Raw genomic sequence first — 3,974 nt, 5'->3', positions numbered from 1 at the left:
TGATGGTCTTCTTGATTCAGAATACACAGAACCGCGATGGCGCCGCCATCCAGGCAAAGCTCGATGAGTTGATCCGCTCCGGCCAGGGCAAGAACGACTTTATCGGCATCGAGCATCTGACGGAGGAAGAGGTTGAGGAGTTTCGCGCAGCGTGCGCCCGGGCGAAGGAAAGGTCGCGAGATGTGTAGACTGCGCGTTTCGAAGAAGGCTGACGCTCACATTCTTCTCCGCGTTATCCGCGGGGCCCTGCAATCGCACCATGGAGGCGCTGGAACTTCATCTCCGGATGCACATTGAGCTAGGCGTGCCCATAAGCTTGGAGGCGCGCCCGGTGGCGATACACACTAGACAAGCGGAGTTCATCCTATGCAGCTGGTTCGGACTGAAGTCGGCGAGGCCATCGGCCACAATGGGCAGCCTGTCCTGCGCGTTTCGTTCTGTGGTGAGGGCGGCGAGCGCGTTAGCGTCGATATGGCAAACGCAGAGCCTCTTGCGGGCGGTGGCGAGAGCCGCGCAATCGGTCGGGCCAAAGCGTTGCTCGTGCAGACCGCCACGTTTGACGCGGCTGCCAACGACTATGATGCCGAGAGCAACGGCAATTTCGACGAAGTGGCAGTCACTTCTGCGCAAACCCAGAGCGGTGCCGGGTTATATATCTTTGAGTATCGGGACGGGGATGGCGGCCGGCTGGTTCCGCAAGCCGGCGTGGCGAGCTTCGAGGCTGCTCGCAAGGAAGCAATCCGATGTGCGATCGACCTTTTGATTGACCTTCAGCCTGGCACGGACGATCTCTCTGGCTGGCTGGTGCGGGTGCGAGATGAACACGGCACCGTGCTGTGCACCATCGACGTTTCCGACGCTGAACTCGCACGCCAAGCCAGTGCTGGTGCGAGCCATGTGGCAGACGGCACAAGTAACTGATCAGGAGACGTTTTGAGAGCCTTCTTTCGCAATTGGGTGAGACCGGAGCGGCGCGGGCCTGCGAGCAGCCGACAAGTTTGCGAGGCGCGTCGACTTAGAGAGCGATCAGGCCAAGCGATAACAACGCTCGCTAGTTGGCGTCTCGGAGCATTTCCAAATTTTTCGGCCTTTCCAGGCGCTATCGTTTGTTAAGTCGCATTGTGGCCCCTTCCAGGCTTCCATGCAAAGGAAACGTCCATGGTCCAATCTCCCAGCTTCCACTCCCGCACTGCCAGGACCGAAGGTTCGGCGGCGCCGGGATCTAAGGCCAATATGGACCTAGCATGACGCCAGAGATCTAACGGCCGAAAGGAAGCTCCGGGAGACGAAAAGCTTTTGGTCGGCTCAAATGTTCAAGTCAATGGCATGATAAATGATCAGCTGTTCCTGGCTTTCATGAAGCAGCTCGGTGCTGTCAGGGCCAACGACGAAGACCTGATCCTTGAACTGATGACACAGGGCGGAGATGCGGATACGGCGAAGCGCATGGCTCTGGAGATACGGGTTTTCCAGCGATACAGCGGCAAAAGCGCCTACGTCGTGGGCAAGACCGCAGTCATGTCAGCCGGTGTTACGATCTTTTCGGCTTTTGAATGTGCGGACCGCTTCCTCAGCCCGGACACTACGTTGCTGATTCACGAACGTCACATCGAAAAGACGATTACGCTTCAAGGACCCATAAAGTCGTGTCGGCAAGTCATTCGCGAGGAGCTTGCGGCTCTGGAGACGGCCGAGCGCGTCGAACGAGAGGATTTTGAACACTTCGTGAGGGGAAGTGGCATGTCCGCCGAGGACCTTTTCGAGCGGGCGAAGGAGAATTGCTATCTAACGGCGCAGGAGGCGCTCGATCTTCGGCTGATTGCGCGCATCATCGACTGAAGGATCAAGGTTTGCGGTCAGCTTCGATCACGCTTACGCAACTCGTTGTGAATGTGGGTCGCTGCTAGCGCGGCATGACCGAAGCCCACCGCAATCTGGTTGAGAGCCTTGGCGACATCTCCGATTGCGTAGAGCCTGGGTATCGTCGTTTCGAGATGGTTGCCGACCAGGATATAGCCTTCGTCATCACATTCCGCCCCGATATCAAGAGCCAACTCACTTCTTACATCACAGCCCATGCAAGGATAGATAACGTCTATCGGGACCAGGCCGCCGCCCACCATGGAGAGTTCAAAACCACAGGGATGCGGCAGCACGTCGTCTACTGCGTCCCAGATCTCTACTCCTGCTTGTCTCGCCCGGCGCCGGCCCCCAGTCGAGATGTCGGAGTGGAAATTGCACAGGATCGAGACATGCGGGGTGAAGTCTTTCAAGAAGATAGACTCTCGAAGCGCATCCTCCTCGGGACCTATGACCCCTACCCGACGTCCCCGAACCTCGTACGCATCGCAGACCGGACACAGTCGAATCGAACCCCTTTCTATAGCCGTTTTGATATTGGGGATCGCCGGCGCACGGTCAACCACACCCGTTGCCAATATCACAAAGCGGGCATTGACTGGTCCTAAAGAAGTCTGAAGGACAAACTTGCCCTGTTCCTTGTCTAGCCGTTCAACGGAACCTTGGACTATTCGAGAACCATAATTGACTGCCTGCTGCTTGAGCCGTTTCAATAGGCTCTTGCCGCTTATGCCCTGTGGAAAGCCGGGACAATTGCGGGTCTTCGGAATTAGCTTCGCGCGCGCATCGCCTGTGTCGAAGACGATGCAGGATCGCAGGAATCTTGCGAGATATACGGCTGCCGCAAGTCCGGCCGGCCCGCAACCAACTATTGCCACCTCGTACCATTTTCCAGCGGATCTGCGCATTTCTCCCAACGAGAAAGTGGCCGGCGTTCCAGCCGGAGTAAGAAGAGTATCTGTCGCGACCATCTCGGAGCTGGCGACATCAGGCTGCCAATTGGATTGTTTCCGCGATCTGTCGGCATTCCTGGAACCAATCTCCAATTTGTAAGAATGGAAACCCCGCAGCCTCTGATTGGCCGTTACACGCAAAGCCACTCAGAGCGTCGTACGTGATCCGGCTGCTCGTGTCCTGCACAGACTAATCGCGGGAGCTCTGACGCGGATCATGGACTTCGGTCTTGTTGGTTTCACGTAGTATGCGCACGATCGCGTCGACGGGCGAGGGCGGTTCGGGCGCCGGCTTGCGGTTCCATCGCCATAGAAGATCTAGGACCTCTCTCAGATTTGCCATCACTTGCAACCTCCGACCTAGCGCCGAACTGAGTAGCCGCGAGCTTGTTCCGGAAATGTGACCGATCTCCTTGATCTAGGGCGATAGCATTGCGGCGATCACGAATACGACCGCAGCCAGGACCACGACCGCAGCAATCACCAGCACCGGCCAGTTATTGCCAGGCCGCAGGCCCGGCTCGCTATCCATAGGCCGCATCGCATTGGCAAAGCTTGCCTGGTTTGTAAAATTCGCCGTGTGCTTCGCTGTGGGATTTGGAGAAGTCCGCGTGGCCGCCGCTTCCGCATCCGTCTCTTGAGGTACGGCTGCAGGGTCGAAGCCCGGCGTCTTATCCTGCGCTTCTCCTGCCTGGATATTGCCTGCGGGTTGCGCTCTCATTCTGATCTCCTTTGCAGCTCAACACCTGTTCGCTGCTGCGGTTCCCACAGCCGTCAAACAATCGACGGGCTTTTTCGGCTGGCCTTTTGCGGTGAAGCGCTCGGCGCTCCGATGCTCGACTTGATGCTCGGAGAAGGTGGCTTCATTCTCGAATCCTCCCGCCACTGCTTGAAGCGAACAAAGGCTTCTGCTGCGGCATCGCATTGGATACGCGAGGGACCATTTGAGTGCAGGATCACTTGCGCTGCGCGCCTGGAGAGGCTGTGCTTTTCCATGAACAAGTCGAGGTCGTACGGGCAGTTCTCGGAGACTGGGTCGCTGCTGGCCTGATATTTGCCCACTCGTTCCTCCTATTCCCTTACGGCAACGCGCGAAGTCGGTGAGCAGTCTGCGATGGAATCGAGGTCGACTTGACAAGCCACCGCCGTCAATCCGAACAG

6 protein-coding genes are annotated in these 3,974 nt (G+C 57.6%); 3 read left to right on the top strand and 3 right to left on the bottom strand.

All coding sequences use genetic code 11. The features are described 5' to 3' along the window. From EOA33_RS26955 to EOA33_RS26945, 3 genes are all read left to right on the top strand, one after another. Positions 1–188, top strand: a 188-nt coding sequence (locus EOA33_RS26955; RefSeq protein WP_145989298.1) for a low affinity iron permease family protein, incomplete at its 5' end; no start/stop codon positions are given. Positions 189–366: 178 nt separating this feature from the next. Beyond that, positions 367–921 (top strand): hypothetical protein, encoded by a 555-nt coding sequence (locus tag EOA33_RS26950; protein WP_127407018.1) that lies wholly within the window; start codon positions 367–369, stop codon positions 919–921. Positions 922–1,296: 375 nt separating this feature from the next. After that, positions 1,297–1,839: an ATP-dependent Clp protease proteolytic subunit gene (locus tag EOA33_RS26945; RefSeq protein WP_127407017.1), complete on the top strand. Its 543-nt coding sequence runs from the start codon at positions 1,297–1,299 to the stop codon at positions 1,837–1,839. A gap of 17 nt (positions 1,840–1,856) precedes the next feature. On the opposite strand, the gene EOA33_RS26940 is transcribed toward EOA33_RS26945, so the two are convergent. The 3 genes from EOA33_RS26940 to EOA33_RS26930 all read right to left on the bottom strand — a co-directional run bounded on the left by EOA33_RS26940 (position 1,857) and on the right by EOA33_RS26930 (position 3,875). Further along, positions 1,857–2,831 (bottom strand): NAD(P)/FAD-dependent oxidoreductase, encoded by a 975-nt coding sequence (locus EOA33_RS26940; RefSeq protein ID WP_245482445.1) that lies wholly within the window; start codon positions 2,829–2,831, stop codon positions 1,857–1,859. Between the two features lie 400 nt (positions 2,832–3,231). Continuing rightward, positions 3,232–3,534: a hypothetical protein gene (locus tag EOA33_RS26935; protein WP_127407016.1), complete on the bottom strand. Its 303-nt coding sequence runs from the start codon at positions 3,532–3,534 to the stop codon at positions 3,232–3,234. Positions 3,535–3,587: 53 nt separating this feature from the next. Further along, complete coding sequence (locus tag EOA33_RS26930) at positions 3,588–3,875, bottom strand: hypothetical protein (RefSeq protein WP_127407015.1); 288 nt, start codon at positions 3,873–3,875, stop codon at positions 3,588–3,590. Positions 3,876–3,974 lie beyond the last annotated feature (99 nt).

The sequence above is a fragment of the Mesorhizobium sp. M4A.F.Ca.ET.050.02.1.1 genome, assembly GCF_003997725.1.
Lineage (GTDB): Bacteria > Pseudomonadota > Alphaproteobacteria > Rhizobiales > Rhizobiaceae > Mesorhizobium.
This window is presented reverse-complemented; position numbering and strand designations above follow the sequence as displayed.

Coding starts and splice junctions, on each gene's coding strand:
- EOA33_RS26940 (WP_245482445.1), bottom strand. CDS start 2,831: ATGGTCGCGACAGATACTCTTCTTACTCCGGCTGGAACGCCGGCCACT.
- EOA33_RS26935 (WP_127407016.1), bottom strand. CDS start 3,534: ATGAGAGCGCAACCCGCAGGCAATATCCAGGCAGGAGAAGCGCAGGAT.
- EOA33_RS26950 (WP_127407018.1), top strand. CDS start 367: ATGCAGCTGGTTCGGACTGAAGTCGGCGAGGCCATCGGCCACAATGGG.